Source organism: Dyella sp. SG562, from assembly GCF_011759495.1.
Classification (GTDB): domain Bacteria; phylum Pseudomonadota; class Gammaproteobacteria; order Xanthomonadales; family Rhodanobacteraceae; genus Dyella_D; species Dyella_D marensis.
Map to the genome: position 1 here is coordinate 67,687 of NZ_JAAOYS010000003.1, position 15,181 is coordinate 82,867.

Below are 15,181 nucleotides of genomic sequence, written 5' to 3' on the forward strand. Positions count from 1 at the left end.
TCCAGAAGGAAAACCGCATGAATACCTCCATGGCACGCCTTCCCCATCGTGCCGTCGCGGCCGCGCTGTCGGCGCTCGCCGTGGTGACTTCAGCGATGGCCGCACCGGCGCAGGACCCCATGCATGCGGCTCCCGCCACGGCGCCGGTGGACATCGCCAATCCCCTGGTCGGCACCGCCCCGCTGGACCGGCAGGAACTGATCGGCAATGCGCCGCCTCCGGGCGAGCCGCTGTATTCCGGCATGACCTCGCCCGGCGCGAGTCTGCCGCAAAGCTCGACCGAAGCGGCGCCGGTCAATATCAATGTCGATCTCAGTTACCCGACCGGCGTGGCCACTTCGTACGGCTATGGACGCCCTACGATGATCGGCTTCACCGGCGGCGGCGGTTCGACCTATGGCGGGCGCGGCACGCCGATGGTCATGCCGGTGGTGGGCGACTGGACGGTGCCGCCGGATTACACGCCAGCGTATTACGACAAGGCCAGCGAGCGAGCGTCGCCCGGTTACTACGCGGTGGATCTGGTCAGCTTCCACACCAGGGCGGAGCTGACGGCGACGCAGCGGACCACGCTGATGCGCTTCACCTTCCCGGCGAGCCGCCGGTCCAACGTGGTGATCAATCTGCGCCGCGCTGGCGGCGAGGTGGAAGTGGTTGGCGACCGTACGATCCGCGGCGTCAGCACGGATGGCCGCGCGTCGCGCGACCCCAATGGCGCCTGGTTCGTGGCGGAGTTCTCGCGGCCGTTCGCGGCGTTCGGCAGCTTCCATGCAAACCGCGAGCACGAGGGTTACGGTATCGGTGGGCAGGATGTGGAGGCCGGCCGGCGCAAGATTTCCGGCAGCTATGCCGGCGCCTACGTCACGTTCGATACCCAGGCCGGCGAGCAGGTACTGGTAAAGATCGCGCATGGCCACAGCGCCGAGGAAGCCGAGCAGCGGCTGCGTGCCGAAGATCCTGCGTGGGATTTCGACGGGATCCATGCGCGGGCCCGTGCAGCCTGGGCGCAGCTGTTCGAGCGCGTCGAAGTCACCGGCGGCACGCCGAAGCAGCGCATGCTGTTCTATTCGACGCTGTACCACTCGTTTGCCAGCCCGCGCCTGGTGGCGCGCAAGGGCGAGCGCTTCATCGACAGCAAGGGCCAGGTGCAGGTCGCCGGCTACGACCGCTACGGCCCCGTGCCATTCTGGGATACGGGCCGCAACCAGATCGTGCTGCTGATGCTGCTGGAACCGAAGGTGGTGCAGGACATCATGCGTTCCGAGCTGGATATGGCGCGCGAGCGGGGCTACATGAACACCTCGTTTCATGGCGACCATGCGGTCTTTCTTTACGACGGCGCGTGGCAGCGCGGCATTCCGTTCGATTACGCCTCCGCCTATGCGTATCTGCGCAAGAACGCCACCGACCCGAACGGGCCGCGCGGTTATCTGGCCGAGTACATCAAGAATGGCTGGATCTCCGATATCGTTCCGCCGGGAAATCCCAGCCCGCCTTATGCCGGCGGCAAGGCCGGCGCGGCGACCACGCTGGAATACGCCTGGGACGACCATGCGCTGGCCGATGTCGCCAGGCGCCTGGGCAAGGCGGAAGACGCGCAGATGTTCATGCGCCGCGCCGCGAGCTATCGCAACGTATTCGATCCTTCGGTGGGTTTTGTTCGTGGACGTACCGAGGACGGCCAGTGGATTTCGCCATTCGATCCGGGCGAGCCGTACTACAACTTCATGATGAAGGAGGCGTCGGGTTGGTCCACGCTGTGGCTGGTGCCGCATGACGTGCAGGGCCTGATCGAACTGCTCGGCGGACGCGATGGATTCAACGCCAAGCTGGACGCATTCTTCTCCACGCCTTATCGGCCCAAGGGTATCTGCCGCGATTGCACCGGCCTGATCGGGCAATACGTGCAAGGCAACCAGCCGGATCAGCAGGCCGCCTATCTCTATGCGTGGAGCGGGCAGCCGTGGAAGACGCAGGCGCTGGTGCGCCGCGTTCTCGAAGATCTCTATGGCAGCGATGCCAGCGGTTATGGCTATCCGGGCATGGACGACCAGGGTTCGACCTCGTCCTGGTATGTGCTGAGCGCGATGGGTTTCTATCCGGTCGATCCGGCGACTCCCGATTACATTATCGGCAGCCCGATTTTCGACCGGGTGCGTTTGCGCATGGGCAATGGCAAATCGTTCGAGATCGTCGCGCGCAATAACTCGGCGAAGAATATTTATATCCAGTCCGCAACGCTCAATGGCAAGCCATGGAACAAACCATGGTTCAGCCATGCCGACATCGCTGGCGGCGCGACGCTGGAACTCCAGATGGGGCCGGAGCCGAACAAGGCGTGGGGTGCGGATCCGGGCGATGCACCGGCGTCGATGACCGCCGCGCACTGAAGCCGGATTACTGGTTATTCGAATTCCAGGGAGGCAGCGCCAAGCTGCGACTAAGGCTTCGTGCATGTGCCCCTTCACTTTGATATGGGGCGCCTTCATTTGTCGCAGACGCGGCGTTCTGCCTCGACGTCCAAGAATGTCCCCGCGGCCGTAAACGCGCACGCCGGTCCGCATCCATTCGCCATGTGCGCACGAGGACTTCAACATGCCCAATACCAACAACCCCGGTAATCGCGGTGGTGATCACGCCTCGCACGAGCAGCACGTCAAAGCAGGCCAGCAGAGCCACAAGAACGACAGCGACAGCAGCAGCAACAAGCAGGCAGGCTCCAGCGGCCAGCGTGGCGGCAGCCACGAGCAGCACGTGAAGGCTGGCGAGCAGAGCCACAAGAACCGTTGATCTTTTCAGGGCGGCCTTCGGGCCGCCCGCGCGGCGGCGCTTACCGTTTCTTGAGGTAACGCAGTACCGCCGATTCCAGCCGCCGCGGGTGACGACTCGTTTCCGGCGGCACCATGCGCGACAGACTGCCGTCTTCCCAGCCCGTAAAAGCGCGCGGATGGATGTATGAAGCGCGGCAGACGCTCGGTGTATTGCACAGCACACCGGCCACTTGCTTGACTATTTCGTTGACCGCCTGCTGCCTGGCGCGCTTGGGTTTGTCAGGCGGCACCGGCGTGCGCGCCAGCAGGCCGATGGCATATACCGTGCCGGCCCAGGTGCGGAAATCCTTCGCGGTGAAATCGCCGCCGCCGATTTCGCGCAGATAATCGTTGACCATGCCCGAGTCCACGGCCTGCCGTTTGCCGTCGTCGTCCAGGTATTGGAACAGGCGCTGCCCGGGCAGTTGCTGGATGCGCGACAGCAGCCGGACCAGGCGCGGATCGTCGAGCTCGATCTCGCTGCGGCGTCCGCTCTTGGCTTTGAAGCTCAAGCGCAGTCGGCCGCGCCGCGGATGCACGTGATAGGAGCGCAGGGTGGTCAGGCCATAGCTGCCGTTCTCGCTGGCATACGGTTCGTTGCCGATGCGGATCTGCGTGGTGTCCAGCAGGCGCACCACCAGGGCGAGCACTTTTTCCCTGGGCCATCCCGGCAACGCCAGGTCGGCGCGGACCCTGCGCCGGATACGCGGCAGCGCCGCGCCGAAATCCCTGATGTGCTCGAACTTCCTGCCGTCCCGGATGCCGCGCCAGCGCGGATGGTAGCGATACTGCTTGCGTCCCTTGGCATCGCGGCCGGTGGCCTGAAGGTGGCCGCGCGGATGCGGGCAGATCCATACGTCGCGATAGGCCGGCGGTATTGCCAGCGCGCGGATGCGTGCCAGCACATCTTCCCGCGTCACGCGGCGGCCTCGTGCATCCAGATAGACGAAACCCTTGCCGCGGCGATATCGCCGCAAGCCTGCCTGATCGTCGCTGACATACATGAGCCGCACCGCCGCGGCGTCCGATGCGGCAGCAGCAGGTTTTCGTCGCGCCATTCCCGATTTCCTCGCCGGAGGTTTTCAGGTTTTCATCCGCGATGTGAAAGCGCCGCTTGAGCCAGATGAAAGTGAAGGCGAATGCTTAATCGCTATGCCTGGATTTCACGGCCGTGCCACCGCGTTCTTCCTATAAAAACGCCTGCCGTAATGCGGCGAACTGGAGGATGTCATGGACAAGAATCGCATCGAAGGCACCAAGCACGAAGTCAAAGGCGCCATCAAAGAAGGCGTAGGCAAGATCACCGACAATCCGGCCAAGCAGGTAGCCGGCAATGTCGAAAAGAATGCCGGCAAGATCCAGAAGGAGGTCGGCAAGGAGCGCGATCGCCAGCGGGACGAAGACAAGCGCCATTGATCCGCGCCGCGTCGTTCGACAATGGCCCTGGTGCCATGCCGCGACGGCATGGCACCGGGCCTGGGCGATCAGTGATTGAACACCCCGGTGCACTGGTCGTTCTCGCAGGTGAAATCCACCTGGGAGGCGCGGCCTGCGAAAAGCGGAATGCCACCCACCGTGGCGAGCGTCTTGCCATCGCGCTCCAGCGACACCTCGTAGGTGCCCGGCGGCAGCGCGGAGAGGTTGTAGCGGCCCTTGCTGTTGGGCGAGCCGTGGCGGGTGATGCCCTTGTCGCTGTGCACGGTGACCGAGGCGTCCGTGGGGCTCTTGCCGAGAATGCTGGAGCTGGTCGACTGCGCGTAGGCGGCGTTGACGGCGACGATGCCGAACGCGCTCACGGCAATCGCCGTCATGAGCTGGAACGCATGGCGGCGTGCGGTTTTCTGGCTGGTCTTCATGTGGGTTCTCGGAGATGGGGGCACGGCAAACCGGTCGACCGCTTGCGCAGCAGCCGGTTTGCGATCGATGTCAGTTGAAGCTAGGCAGTGGGGACTGCCGGGATCATTATCTTTTAGCGGAAGCTTTTTTTCTTGCGGCTTCTTCGCGCCAGATCACCCGGATCATTTCCTCGAACGACCCATGGCGAAGGCGTGCCTAAGTTACCCAAGGCGACCCGGGCGAGACATGTGAAAGTCGTAATGGATTTTTTCGGCGCGGGCCGGCTGGTGTCATGCCGGAGGATCAAGGAAAACCGGAAGGCGCTCTGCGGGAAGCCGGACTACAGCATGCAGGCATCGTCTCGGCCGCTGGCCGCGGACTCGTTTGACAACCGCCACGCCGGCCGGAAAATCGCGATGCGCCGATGGCGCTTCTTTGACCGCCGCATGACGTACCGGAGCCTGATGCGATGGACAGTACGGACATCCTGCGTTTCCGCGCCACGATCGGGATCAACAACATCAATCCTTACGTGCTGGTGAGTGCGCGCGATGCGCAACGGCTGAAGCAGGGCTGGCGCAGGCCGATGCCGGTGCGGGTCCGGGTGAACGGCGTGCCGGAGGCGTGGTGGCGTATCAATATGATGCCGCTGGGCGACGGCTCGTTTTACTTGTACCTGCATGCCGAGGTGCGCAAGGCGGCAGCCAGCCAGGTGGGCGATGCCGTCGACGTGGAGCTCGCGTTCGACGACGGCTATCGCAGCGGACCGGTCCATTCCATGCCGCCGGAGTTCAGTGCGGCGCTGGAAAGCAACCCGGTCGCGCGGCAGGCCTGGGAAGCTTTGATTCCAAGCCTGCAGAAGGAAATCCTGCGCTATTTCCAGCAGGTGAAATCAGCCGAGGCCAAGGCGCGGCATCTCGAGCGCGCGATGTATGTGCTGTCGGGTGGCCAGTCGCGTTTCATGGCGCGTTCGTGGAGCGGCGGCCAAGTAAGCTGAATCATTGCCCCGGACCGGTGGCGTCGAAAGGCCATGCCTGCCCGCATTGACGACCGCATGACGCAACCTTGATCGTCAGCGGGCCATGTTGGCGCTACCGCCCTGGGAGCCGTGCATCATGAGCGAGAGCAAAGAGCAGAAGCATAAACCGCGTCGACCTGCGGGGACCTCCGGTTATCCCGAGCCTCAGCCGGTGCCGAATCGCAAGGGCAGCAGCATGCCCGATGCCCAGACGCCGCATGAGCCGCAGAATTCTCCGCGGCAGAAGCCCAAGCCTTCCTCGTAGCTGCCGTTGCATCCACCCTGTGCCACCTTCATTCCAAAGTAAACGCATGTCGCCCCCTCCCGCAGCGAGCGGGAGGGGGCTTTCCTGATGCAGCCCTTGAGGCTGGCGATACAGCAGATTACTGATAGCGCGCTACAACGAACGTCGTCGGCGAGTTGCCATAACCCGAGACGACGATCTTGCCGTCGCTCTGGATGGCGAGCCCCTGGATCGCGGCATTCGCGCTGCCGACGGCGGTGCTCACCGGACCGAAGCTGTAGTCCTGGTTGCCGAGCTGGTCGTAGCGATTCAAGGTCAGCTGGCGATAGCTGCCTGCACTGGAGTAGCCACCGACGATGATGCCGCCGCCGGCATCGATGGCCACGTCGCTGCCGATCGCATCGCCGCTGCCGATCGCGGTAAGCACCTTGCCCGTGCCGGAGCCGAAGCCGCTGTCCAGCGCGCCGGCGGTCGTGTAGCGGACCGCGGCAAAGCGGTAGTAGCCGCCGCTGCTGCTGTTCGCATAACCGGCGGCGACGATCTTGCCGTCGCCCTGGATCGCCAGCGACGTGGCGATGGCGGCGTTGCCGCTGAAGGTGCCGCCCACATTGGTCAGGACCTTGCCGCCGGTACCGAACGTGGTGTCCAGAGCGCCCGTGGTGGTGTAGCGCGTCAACGCGAAGACGGTGCCGCCGCTGGACGCATAGCCGGCCAGTACCGGCTTGCCGTCGGCCTGGATGGCCAGGCCGTTGGCGTAGGCCGAGCTGGTGCCGAGCGCCGAGGTGACCATGCCGGTGCCGCTGCCGAAGCTGTAATCCAGGCTGCCGCTGCTGGTAAGGCGCGCCAGCGCAAAGCTGGAGCCCGCATAGCCAGCCACCCAGATCGAGCCGCCCTGCACGGCAACGGCGAAGGCTTCCGAGGCGCCCGCATAGAAACTGACGGTCGCCTTGCCCGAGCTGCCGAAGCTGGTGTCCAGCGAACCATCCGTGTTGTAGCGATAGACGGTGAAGTTGCGGATGGAGCTGAAGTTCGGGCACGAGGTGCCTGCGACGACGATCTTGCCGTCGGTCTGCAGGGCGAGTGCGCGCGCCTGTCCCGAGCAGCTGCCGGACGGCGTGGTGGTGACCTTGCCGGTACCGTTGAAGCTCGTATCCAGCGCACCGCTGGCCGTATAGCGCGCCAGCGCGAAGTCGCCGCCGACGTCCTGGCCGGCGGTGACGATGCGGCCGTCCGGCTGAATGACCGTCCGGGCAGCGGAACCGTAGGCGCCAAAGGCGGTGGAGGTGATGCCGGCCGAACCGAACGCCGGGTCCAGCGATGCGGCCTGGGCGAACGTTGCAACGGCGCTGACGGCACTGATGGCGATGCCGAGCGATACCTTCATGGTGGTGCTGATCACTGATGCTTCTCCCTGTTGAATAACGTCAAATCTGTTTGAGGTTCAATTCAAACCACCTTCGCCAGCCGCGTGGCCCCCTGCCCGCAGCGCTCCCCTCCTTGAAGTGAAATCCGATCTTGATAGCTCCGCCCTGCGCTGACCTGACGACGATCGGCTGATCGGCCGGAAAACCAGGTCCGGGGCGGGTCCGCAAGCGGTCGTTGCGACCCCGTAATCATCCAATTTTGCTGTCTCACGGACTGCGCCGATGGAGGTTTTTATTCGTGCAATCGGCGCTTGGGTGGGCATGCCAAAAAGTGGGCATAGCACCAAAGTGTGTACCCATTTCTTAAGCAAAGTTCGTGCTTATGAAGGTGTGGCTGCACGTACTTCGCCTTGCGCGGAAGGGCAAAGTACGTGCGCGATCGGTTAATTCAACCGGTTGCGGGAATGGAGCGGCGACACGCCCCCTGGTCTGATAACCAAAGGCTATGTCGCATGGTTGGCCTTCGGCGTAGACGAAAAAAAGCATTCGCCCTGAAGAAGTCGGTAGCCCCGATCAAATAGTCAATACGGTTTTACGGTGCGTCGCACCCTGAGGGAATCGGTGCACTCAAACCAGCATCGATTGCTGAGCGAAGATACCCGCCATCGCGCCCTGGGATGATGCCTGGGTGACCGACGGCAAGAAGGGCGTCGTCAGGTCGCCGGCGGCGTAGATGCCGGGCGTGCTGCTTTGGCGGCGCTCGTCGACCTTGAGGACGAAGCCGGTGGGCGTATCGATCGTGGCGAGGCCCAGCGATGCATGCAGGCTTGCGGACGGCTCGTTGCGCGGATGGGCAAACAGGACGTCGACCGCGACATGGCGGCGGGTATCGAGATTGACGGTGGTGATATGGCCCTTGTGATGCGCGATTTCGACGATCCCGCCATCGACGACGGGTATGTTGCGGCTCGCCAGATCAGCCTGGATATCGAGCGGAATGTCATGACCATCAGCGAAGACGGTCAACCTGTCGGTCCAATCGTGGAACAGCCTGGCAGACTGGTGCGACTGCGGGCCGGACCAGACGAGGCCCCAATGCTGGCCGGCAACTTCAAAGCCATCGCAATAGGGGCAAGGCACGATGGACGTGCCCCAGCTTTCGGCAAAGCCCGGAACATCAGGCATCTGGTCGGCGACGCCATAGCTCAGGATCAGACGGCGCGCCCTAAGACTTTCGCCATCGCCAGTGAGGACGGAGAAATCATCGATGGCGCCGGAGATGCTGTCGGCCCAGGCATGGACCAGTTTGATCGTGGGATAGCGCGCCAGCTGCTGCCGTGCCTCGGCCAGGATATCCAGCGGTGGCTTGTGATCGTGGCCGAGCAGGCCATGCGAGTGGCCGGCGAAGCGATTGCGCGGCAGGCCGGTATCGAGAACGATCACCTTGCGACGGGCACGGCCGAGCTGCAGTGCGGCGGCGAGGCCAGCAAAGCTGCCGCCGATGATGATGACGTCATTCATGCTGATGGGCACCGTGTGGTGGATGGAGGGGCTGGCCTCGCGCGCAATATCGTCTGTTACTTCGTCGGCAGCAGGTGCAGGCGAAGTTTTTTTCGGATGCCGGCATCGACCGCAGACGCCGGCGCAAAGGCACGCAGCAGGCTCAGGACCTTGGCTTGCTTGCCCGCGGTGTAGCGCAGCTTCGGATGCTCGGCGGTGGCCGCCTGCAGCACCGCCTCGGCCACGACCGTGGGGTCGTCGCTCTCGGCGAACAACTCCTTGGTCACTGCGTCGACATGCGTACGCACGCTCTCGTACTCGGCCATCGGAGTATCCGCCGCGATCGCGCTGGTCAAGAATTGCGTGCGCGTGTAGGCCGGCTCGATCGTCGACACGCGGATGCCGTGCGTGCGTAGCTCATGGTCGAGCGATTCGGAGTAACCCTCGACCGCGTGCTTGCTTGCGCAGTACAGCGCGCCATAGGGCATGGGCAGAAAGCCGAGCACGGAGCTGATGTTGATGATCCGACCGCTGCCCCGCCGTCGCATGTGCGGTACGACAGCCTTGGTCATGCGCACCACACCGAAGAAGTTGGTTTCGAAGATCGCCTTGGCCTGCTCGATCGAGCTCTCTTCGGCGCCGGCGGCGGCCGTGCCGAAGCCGGCGTTATTGATGAGCAAGTCGATGCGGCCTTCCAGTCGGATCAGGTCGCTGACGGCGGAGACGATGGACGTGTCGCTGGTGACATCCAGCGGCAACATCTCGAACTCGTTCTTCGAAACGCCACCGCGCCGGCTGGTGCCATAGACCTTGTAGCCAGCGGTGAAGAGGCGCTGCGCGATGGCTTCGCCGATGCCCGACGACGCGCCAGTGACCAGGGCAACCTTGTTCTTGGAGTTCATAACCGTGCCTTCGCGTGTTGAAAGGGGGTGTTTATATGATGGTCGTAATATGTGCGGACGATAAAAAAACGCGGCAGCGCTTGCCGCGTCAGTGCGAGATCGGATCGAGGTGTTTGAGCGCCGCGTCGATTAGCGCGTCAGACATCTTGGGGTCGTCGACGGCGCGGGCGAGCACGATCGTGCCGACCATCGTCGCCAACGTGACGAGCGCCCGTTCGCGCGCAGCCGGCTGTCCCCAGTCCGGGAACTGCCGGGCGATCAGATCGATCGTTTCCTTGAGTCGGCGGGTCGCCGCGTGCCGCACTTCGGGCACTTGCCGCGCCATCTCGGAACCGAGCGCGGCGATGTGGCAGCCCGTCTCCGCACTTTCCAGGTGGCCCTTGGACAGGTAGCCCTGGATCATTGCCTGCAGCGCCTGCGGCCCCGACGAACCCGCGGCTAGGCGCTGCAGCGACTGCACGCTCTCGAAGCCTGCGCGGTCGGCTGCCTCTGCGAGCAAGGCGTCGCGCGAGGGAAAGTGGGCATAAAAGCCGCCGTGGGTCAGGCCGGCGGCCTTCATGATGTCGGCGACGCCGATGCCGTGGTAGCCGTTGCAGCGGATGGCGCGTGCTGCCACATCGACGATGCGCTCGTGGGTGGCTTCCTTGGAACGGGTGGGAGAACGTTTCATATGACGCACATCATATTCGCTTGCCAAGGCCTTTGCAAAAGGCCGGGCAAATCATCTGTCCGCGATCGGAGAACCTGCACATACGTCGGTGTCATGCCCAAAAGCCCATTCCAACGCCATGACTTCCAGCGCATGGACTATCCATAACTTCACACTATGCTTCACTCACGGCTAAGTAGCCCAGAGGGTGAGCCAGGTGGAAGACGTCGCCGGCCTGTTGAAGAAATTCCAGAAGGAGCTGTCGGCGGGCACCGTGTCCCTGGTGCTGCTGGCGGTACTGGGTCAGTCGCGGCAGCCGATGTACGGCTACCAGATCGCCAAGCGGCTGGAGGAAGTGGGCGAGGGCGTGCTGGCGGGGAAGCAGAGCGCGCTTTATCCGGTGCTGCGCAACCTGGAGGCCTACGGCTTGCTGGAAAGCGAAGTCGAGCCTTCGGTCAGCGGGCCGCCGCGCCGCTATTACCGCATTACGAAGCTGGGCCGCGAAGCGCTGCGCGAGTGGGTGGCGGCGTGGAGCGCTACCCGCGATTCCGTCGATACCGTCTTGCAAGGAGGGGTGACATGAACACGCCGCGCACCATCGCGCAATACCTGGAGCAGCTGCGCGCCGCGCTGGCCGGGGCCGATCCGGCGCTGATCCAGGACGCGCTCTACGACGCCGAGGAACACCTGCGCGCCGAGCTGCAGGAGCATCCGGGCATGTCGCAGGAAGACATGCTGGCCAAGGTGGTGGGCAGCTACGGTTCGCCCGAGGAAGTAGCCGACATCTACCGCGACCAGGAGATCAAGATCCAGCGCGCGCTGCGTCCGCCGCCGCCGCCGAAGCGCCATTCGCTGTTCGGGCGCTTCTTCGGCGTCGCCGCCGATGCGCGTACCTGGGGCTCGCTGTTTTACATGCTGCTGGCGCTGGCCACCGGCATCATCTATTTCACCTGGGTGATCACCGGCATCTCGATGTCGGCGGGCCTGGCGGTGCTGATCGTCGGCATTCCCTTTATCGTGCTGTTCTTCGGCACGGTGCGCGGGCTGTCGCTGATGGAAGGACGCATCGTGGAGACGATGCTGGGCGTGCGCATGCCGCGGCGTCCGCCATTTCCGGTGGCCGGCCGTTCGCTGATGAGCCGCATCGGCGCCATGTTCACCGACGCGCGCACCTGGACCACCATGCTGTACATGGTGCTGATGCTGCCGCTGGGCATCGTCTACTTCACCATCACCGTGACCCTGCTGTCGGTGTCGATCGCATTTATCGGGGCGCCGCTGGCGTGGACCTTCGGTGACTTCGATCACGAGCTGGCCACCATCCACTGGGGCTATGGCGCGCACGTTCCTACGTTCGGCGATGCACTGGTGCTGCTGGCCGTCGGCGTGCTGCTATTGTTCGCCACGCTGCACCTGGTGCGCGGCCTCGGCCGGATGCATGGGCTGATCGCCAAGAGCCTGCTGGTGTCGCGCAGCGTCAACTGATCCCTGCCAGTCCGTCGCCGGAGGCCTCATGCTTCGTACGCGTTCGTGCCTGATCTTCGCGCTGTGCCTGTCGTCGAACTTCGCAGCCGTGGCGGCGGATGCGCCGCCTTTCGAGCCCGCACAGGCGAAAGCCTGGTTCGCCGAGGCGACGCAGCAATGCCAGAAGGACGGCGGCAAGCTATGGGGTGCCAGCCTGTGCGGCCCGATCATGCTGGTCGATCCGCCCACCCGCCGCGTGATCGCCAACCAGGCGGACGCGCAAGGTTTGCTGAAAGCCGAGCAGGGCGTGTTCACCGGCCATCTGCCGGACGACGTCTCCTTCGCCAACAGCTCGCTGGACTGGGCCGGCGTGCGCTGGGCGCAGATGGGCTGGCCGTTGCCGGCGGATGCGGGGCAGCGGCGCGTGCTGATGGCGCACGAGTCCTTCCATCGCATCCAGCCGCAGGTGGGCCTCGATCCGCCGCATGAGCTGGGCAACGATCAGCTCGACACCTTGCAGGGCCGCTACCTCATGCAACTGGAGTGGCGTGCCCTGGCCAAGGCCGTGGCGGCCGCCGACGACAAGGCACGGCGCAGCCACGCCGCGGATGCGCTGCTGTTCCGCGCGGCGCGCTACCGGCAATTTCCCGACGCCGCGCAGAGCGAGCGCTCGCTGGAACGCAACGAAGGCCTGGCCGAATACACCGGCATCGCGATCGGCGCGGTGTCGCCCGCGGAGCGCACCGCGCTGACCGCGGACGACCTGGTTTCGCACGTGTCGGCGCCCAGCTTCGTGCGCTCGTTCGCCTATGCCACGGGGCCGGGCTATGGCCTGCTGCTGGATCGCTATCTGCCGGCGTGGCGGCAACGCATCAGAACGCCGGACACTGGACTCTCCGATCTGCTTGCCGGTGCACTGGGCATCAAGAACGCCAACGCCACCGACGCCGAGGTGCAACGCGACGCCATCGCCTACGGCGGCCCCGCGCTGCTCGCCGCGGAACAGGCGCGCGAGCAGCGCCACCAGCAGGACATCGCGCGCTACAAGGCGCTGCTGGTCGACGGCCCGCGCCTGGTGCTGCCGCTGCACGAGCCGAAGGTGATGTTCAATCCCAGCACCCTGGTGCCGCTGGGCGAGGCGGGTACGGTCTATCCCACCATCAAGGTGCTGTCGGACTGGGGCGCCATCGAAGTGAGCGCGGGCGCGTTGCTGGCGCCGGACTGGAAGCATCTCTACGTGGCCGTGCCGGGCAAGCAGGCCGCACGCACAGGCACCATCGAAGGTCCGGGCTGGACCCTGAAACTCAACCAAGGCTGGCGGATGGAAGCCGACGAACGACCGGGCGACCTGCTGGTGTCGCCTGCCAACCAGGGCGCGCACTGAGCGCACCGCGCACGAGGTTCTTAGATGCAGGACACGCTGGGATTTCTGATCGGCCGCTGGAGCGGCGAGGAACAGATCGCCACCACGCGCTGGGGCCAGGGCGGCCCCGCTACAGCGGAAGTGGATGCGCGTATCGAGCTGGGCGGCAAGTCGCTGGTGATCGATTATCGCGAGCAGCGCGACGGCAAGCCGGCACTGCAAGCGCACGCGGTGATTGCCGCGGGTCCCGAACACGATCGCTTCGAACTGTTCTGGTTCGACAGCTACGGCTTCGTGCCGTCCGCGCCGGCGCCGGGCCATTGGGACGGCAAGCGCCTGGTGTTCCTGCGCAGCTCGCCGCGCGGGCAGACGCGCCATGTGTACACGCCGAAGGACGACGGCAGCTACACGCTCGCGCTGGAGAGTTCGTTCGACGGCGGCGTGCAGTGGGAAGCGGTAATGAGCGGCACGTATCGCCGCATCGCCTGATCCGGCGAGCTCTCGCCAGCGACCTCATTCGGGATCTTGGCTCCGAACTTTAGGAAGCACATCGGGCCATAGCGCGCCCATGCGTTTTCTCCGTGCATGGCTGCCAATCCCGGCAATCGCCTCCGTCTGGGCGAGGCGCAGGCCACCGGCAAGTCCGACAAGATCGCCAAGAAACAGCGCCGCCTGGAAGAAGCGCAACAGGAGCTGCGCGAAGCGCGCGATCGATAACCGTAGGTTGGGGTGAGCCGAAGGCGAACCCCAACAGTGCGATGCGCATGGACGCGCCGATGTTGGGGTTCGCCTTCGGCTCACCCCAACCTACGGATAAGGTGGCGCTGTTCTAGACCAGTTGCAGGTCGCGCGGCTTTGCGCCTGGGAACACCGCCTGCAGCTGGCCCGGCGACAAACTCCAGGTGCGCGCGAACAGGCCGCCGAGCACGTCGCGGTAGTTGTTGAGCACCGGATAGTCCCGATTCTGCAGCAGGTTCTGCGCGTTCACGGCCACCTGTTCGCCGGCGATGCGGCCGCCGCGCACGCGGCCACCGAGCACCCAGTACACCGTACCGTGGCCGTGGTCGGTGCCCTTGTTGCCGTTCTCGCGGAAGGTGCGGCCGAACTCCGAAACCACCACCACCACGGTGTTGTTCCACTCGTCGCCTAGCGCATCCGCATAAGCGGCCAGGCCCTGGCCGAGATTGGTGAGGTTGTTGGCCAGGGCACCGTTGGCGCCGCCCTGGTTGACGTGCGTATCCCAGCCGCCGACGTCGACGAAGCCCACGCGGTACTGGTCGCGCATCATGGTGGCGATGCGCTGCGTTTCAGCGGCGAAGTTTTTCGCGGTGGTGGCGCCGCGGTTGGCCTTCATCATCTCGTCCTGCAGGTCCCTGGAGACCTTCTGGCGCAGCTCCAGCCCGTCGGTGGCAGCGGCGGCGAGCGTGGTGCCCTTGTACATCTCGGCCAGGATGGCCGACTGGCGTTCGTCGAAGGCCGGCTTGGCCACGCCGCGCAGCGAGATATTCGGGATGTCCTTGCCGCCGCCCTGGAAGCTCAGCGGCAGCGCATCGGTAAAGGCGATCGAAGGTACGTTCGACAGCGAGCCGGAAAGCCGCGCGAGGAAGCCGGAGCGATAGTCGCTGCGCTGGCCGGTGGGTTCGCCGGATTCGATATTGTCCTGCGTCTCGAAATGGCTGCGCGACATATCGTCGGTGCCGGCGAACGGCACGAAGGCCAGCTGCTTGCGCTGCCACAGCGGATAGAGCGAATCGCGCAGCACGGGGTTGAGGCCCCACTGGCTGTCCAGCGCGATCGCGCTGTTGGCATTGGCGGCATCGGGGCGCGCGATGGCGATGGTGGGGCGCGACTCGTAATAGAAGTCGCTGCCGCAGGGCACCAGCAGGTTGTTGCAATCGTAGCCGCCGCGCAGGAACACCAGCAGCAGGCGCGGCGTGCTGGCCGGCGCCGCGAACAGGCGGCCGGAGTAGCCGAACATCGGCGAGGCGGCGGCAGCCGCGGCGGCAAGCAGGAACTGGCGGCGGTTCATGG

At 64.9% G+C, this 15,181-nt stretch carries 17 protein-coding genes; 10 read left to right on the top strand and 7 right to left on the bottom strand.

What is annotated here, in order from left to right:
- Positions 1 to 17 precede the first annotated feature (17 nt).
- Both FHW84_RS07285 and FHW84_RS07290 read left to right on the top strand, forming a co-directional pair.
- A complete protein-coding gene (locus FHW84_RS07285; RefSeq protein ID WP_208399695.1) occupies positions 18 to 2,390 on the top strand; it encodes a GH92 family glycosyl hydrolase in 2,373 nt (790 codons plus the stop codon).
- Between the two features lie 205 nt (positions 2,391 to 2,595).
- Entirely contained in the window at positions 2,596 to 2,790 is a 195-nt protein-coding gene (locus tag FHW84_RS07290; RefSeq protein WP_167253965.1) for a hypothetical protein, read from the top strand.
- Positions 2,791 to 2,830: 40 nt separating this feature from the next.
- Here the strand turns inward: FHW84_RS07290 and FHW84_RS07295 are convergent, their stop codons facing one another.
- Positions 2,831 to 3,814, bottom strand: a complete 984-nt coding sequence (locus tag FHW84_RS07295; RefSeq protein ID WP_243867975.1) for a DNA topoisomerase IB — start codon at positions 3,812 to 3,814, stop codon at positions 2,831 to 2,833.
- Between FHW84_RS07295 and FHW84_RS07300 the strand changes: the two genes are divergently transcribed.
- Positions 3,813 to 4,004 (top strand): hypothetical protein, encoded by a 192-nt coding sequence (locus tag FHW84_RS07300; protein WP_167253830.1) that lies wholly within the window; start codon positions 3,813 to 3,815, stop codon positions 4,002 to 4,004. The two genes, FHW84_RS07295 and FHW84_RS07300, sit on opposite strands and share 2 nt — an antisense overlap.
- A 36-nt stretch (positions 4,005 to 4,040) precedes the next feature.
- Positions 4,041 to 4,226, top strand: a complete 186-nt coding sequence (locus FHW84_RS07305) for a CsbD family protein (protein WP_167253969.1) — start codon at positions 4,041 to 4,043, stop codon at positions 4,224 to 4,226.
- 68 nt (positions 4,227 to 4,294) lie between these two features.
- Here FHW84_RS07305 and FHW84_RS07310 read toward each other — a convergent pair whose 3' ends face one another.
- Positions 4,295 to 4,666, bottom strand: a complete 372-nt coding sequence (locus tag FHW84_RS07310; RefSeq protein ID WP_167253971.1) for a carboxypeptidase-like regulatory domain-containing protein — start codon at positions 4,664 to 4,666, stop codon at positions 4,295 to 4,297.
- Positions 4,667 to 5,115: 449 nt separating this feature from the next.
- Between FHW84_RS07310 and FHW84_RS07315 the strand changes: the two genes are divergently transcribed.
- Entirely contained in the window at positions 5,116 to 5,643 is a 528-nt protein-coding gene (locus FHW84_RS07315) for a YdeI/OmpD-associated family protein (protein ID WP_167253973.1), read from the top strand.
- Positions 5,644 to 6,047: 404 nt separating this feature from the next.
- Here FHW84_RS07315 and FHW84_RS07320 read toward each other — a convergent pair whose 3' ends face one another.
- The 4 genes from FHW84_RS07320 to FHW84_RS07335 all read right to left on the bottom strand — a co-directional run bounded on the left by FHW84_RS07320 (position 6,048) and on the right by FHW84_RS07335 (position 10,344).
- A complete protein-coding gene (locus FHW84_RS07320; protein ID WP_167253975.1) occupies positions 6,048 to 7,307 on the bottom strand; it encodes a delta-60 repeat domain-containing protein in 1,260 nt (419 codons plus the stop codon).
- 592 nt (positions 7,308 to 7,899) lie between these two features.
- Positions 7,900 to 8,793: an NAD(P)/FAD-dependent oxidoreductase gene (locus tag FHW84_RS07325; protein ID WP_167253977.1), complete on the bottom strand. Its 894-nt coding sequence runs from the start codon at positions 8,791 to 8,793 to the stop codon at positions 7,900 to 7,902.
- A 56-nt stretch (positions 8,794 to 8,849) separates the two neighbouring features.
- A complete protein-coding gene (locus FHW84_RS07330; protein WP_167253979.1) occupies positions 8,850 to 9,674 on the bottom strand; it encodes an oxidoreductase in 825 nt (274 codons plus the stop codon).
- Positions 9,675 to 9,762: 88 nt separating this feature from the next.
- Positions 9,763 to 10,344, bottom strand: a complete 582-nt coding sequence (locus FHW84_RS07335) for a TetR/AcrR family transcriptional regulator (protein ID WP_167253981.1) — start codon at positions 10,342 to 10,344, stop codon at positions 9,763 to 9,765.
- 196 nt (positions 10,345 to 10,540) lie between these two features.
- Between FHW84_RS07335 and FHW84_RS07340 the strand changes: the two genes are divergently transcribed.
- The 5 genes from FHW84_RS07340 (at position 10,541) to FHW84_RS07360 (ending at position 13,867) form a co-directional block, all read left to right on the top strand.
- Complete coding sequence (locus FHW84_RS07340; protein ID WP_026636043.1) at positions 10,541 to 10,906, top strand: PadR family transcriptional regulator; 366 nt, start codon at positions 10,541 to 10,543, stop codon at positions 10,904 to 10,906.
- Positions 10,903 to 11,808 carry a sensor domain-containing protein gene (locus FHW84_RS07345; RefSeq protein WP_167253983.1) on the top strand — a complete coding sequence of 302 codons (906 nt, stop codon included), beginning with the start codon at positions 10,903 to 10,905 and terminating at the stop codon, positions 11,806 to 11,808. Before FHW84_RS07340 ends, FHW84_RS07345 begins: the two co-directional genes overlap by 4 nt.
- A gap of 28 nt (positions 11,809 to 11,836) precedes the next feature.
- A complete protein-coding gene (locus FHW84_RS07350; RefSeq protein WP_167253985.1) occupies positions 11,837 to 13,171 on the top strand; it encodes a hypothetical protein in 1,335 nt (444 codons plus the stop codon).
- Between the two features lie 24 nt (positions 13,172 to 13,195).
- On the top strand, positions 13,196 to 13,639 hold the full coding sequence (locus FHW84_RS07355; protein ID WP_167253988.1) for a DUF1579 family protein: 444 nt from the start codon (positions 13,196 to 13,198) through the stop codon (positions 13,637 to 13,639).
- A gap of 96 nt (positions 13,640 to 13,735) precedes the next feature.
- Positions 13,736 to 13,867, top strand: a complete 132-nt coding sequence (locus tag FHW84_RS07360; RefSeq protein WP_167253990.1) for a DUF1090 family protein — start codon at positions 13,736 to 13,738, stop codon at positions 13,865 to 13,867.
- A 112-nt stretch (positions 13,868 to 13,979) separates the two neighbouring features.
- On the opposite strand, the gene FHW84_RS07365 is transcribed toward FHW84_RS07360, so the two are convergent.
- Positions 13,980 to 15,179 carry a DUF1501 domain-containing protein gene (locus FHW84_RS07365; RefSeq protein ID WP_167253992.1) on the bottom strand — a complete coding sequence of 400 codons (1,200 nt, stop codon included), beginning with the start codon at positions 15,177 to 15,179 and terminating at the stop codon, positions 13,980 to 13,982.
- Positions 15,180 to 15,181: the final 2 nt, after the last annotated feature.

What these genes read in the sequence shown, in the direction of transcription:
- FHW84_RS07285 (WP_208399695.1), top strand. Translation starts at nt 18, where the DNA reads ATGAATACCTCCATGGCACGCCTTCCCCATCGTGCCGTCGCGGCCGCG.
- FHW84_RS07290 (WP_167253965.1), top strand. Translation starts at nt 2,596, where the DNA reads ATGCCCAATACCAACAACCCCGGTAATCGCGGTGGTGATCACGCCTCG.
- FHW84_RS07300 (WP_167253830.1), top strand. Translation starts at nt 3,813, where the DNA reads ATGAGCCGCACCGCCGCGGCGTCCGATGCGGCAGCAGCAGGTTTTCGT.
- FHW84_RS07295 (WP_243867975.1), bottom strand. Translation starts at nt 3,814, where the DNA reads ATGTATGTCAGCGACGATCAGGCAGGCTTGCGGCGATATCGCCGCGGC.
- FHW84_RS07305 (WP_167253969.1), top strand. Translation starts at nt 4,041, where the DNA reads ATGGACAAGAATCGCATCGAAGGCACCAAGCACGAAGTCAAAGGCGCC.
- FHW84_RS07310 (WP_167253971.1), bottom strand. Translation starts at nt 4,666, where the DNA reads ATGAAGACCAGCCAGAAAACCGCACGCCGCCATGCGTTCCAGCTCATG.
- FHW84_RS07315 (WP_167253973.1), top strand. Translation starts at nt 5,116, where the DNA reads ATGGACAGTACGGACATCCTGCGTTTCCGCGCCACGATCGGGATCAAC.
- FHW84_RS07325 (WP_167253977.1), bottom strand. Translation starts at nt 8,793, where the DNA reads ATGAATGACGTCATCATCATCGGCGGCAGCTTTGCTGGCCTCGCCGCC.
- FHW84_RS07330 (WP_167253979.1), bottom strand. Translation starts at nt 9,674, where the DNA reads ATGAACTCCAAGAACAAGGTTGCCCTGGTCACTGGCGCGTCGTCGGGC.
- FHW84_RS07335 (WP_167253981.1), bottom strand. Translation starts at nt 10,344, where the DNA reads ATGAAACGTTCTCCCACCCGTTCCAAGGAAGCCACCCACGAGCGCATC.
- FHW84_RS07345 (WP_167253983.1), top strand. Translation starts at nt 10,903, where the DNA reads ATGAACACGCCGCGCACCATCGCGCAATACCTGGAGCAGCTGCGCGCC.
- FHW84_RS07350 (WP_167253985.1), top strand. Translation starts at nt 11,837, where the DNA reads ATGCTTCGTACGCGTTCGTGCCTGATCTTCGCGCTGTGCCTGTCGTCG.
- FHW84_RS07355 (WP_167253988.1), top strand. Translation starts at nt 13,196, where the DNA reads ATGCAGGACACGCTGGGATTTCTGATCGGCCGCTGGAGCGGCGAGGAA.
- FHW84_RS07360 (WP_167253990.1), top strand. Translation starts at nt 13,736, where the DNA reads ATGGCTGCCAATCCCGGCAATCGCCTCCGTCTGGGCGAGGCGCAGGCC.
- FHW84_RS07365 (WP_167253992.1), bottom strand. Translation starts at nt 15,179, where the DNA reads ATGAACCGCCGCCAGTTCCTGCTTGCCGCCGCGGCTGCCGCCGCCTCG.